The 223-nt window shown below is 69.5% G+C and carries 1 protein-coding gene; it reads right to left on the reverse strand.

Features of this window, described 5'->3' with window-relative positions; all coding sequences use genetic code 11:
* Nucleotides 1-223 (reverse strand): quinolinate synthase NadA (nadA, locus tag EXE42_RS18120; RefSeq protein WP_158293802.1); only part of this gene is annotated, 223 nt, incomplete at both ends.

Consider the following 223-nt stretch of genomic DNA (forward strand, 5'->3'; position numbering starts at 1 on the left):
ATCACGTCGTTGTCGACGACCGCCGCCGCGTCGGCGGACGCGGCGTCCCAGGGGTCCCACTCGGCGATCTCGTCTTCGAGCCCGAGCCGGTGAGCGGTGTTCTCCCCGAGGTGCTTGTCGGGGAGGAACAGTACCTTGTCGCCCTCGTCGAGCGCGTACTCGAAGGCGCGGTCGGCGTTCGAGGAGGTACACACCAGCCCGCCGTGCTCGGCGCAGAACGCCT

The organism is Halorubrum sp. SP3 (assembly GCF_005435195.1).
Lineage (GTDB): Archaea > Halobacteriota > Halobacteria > Halobacteriales > Haloferacaceae > Halorubrum > Halorubrum sodomense.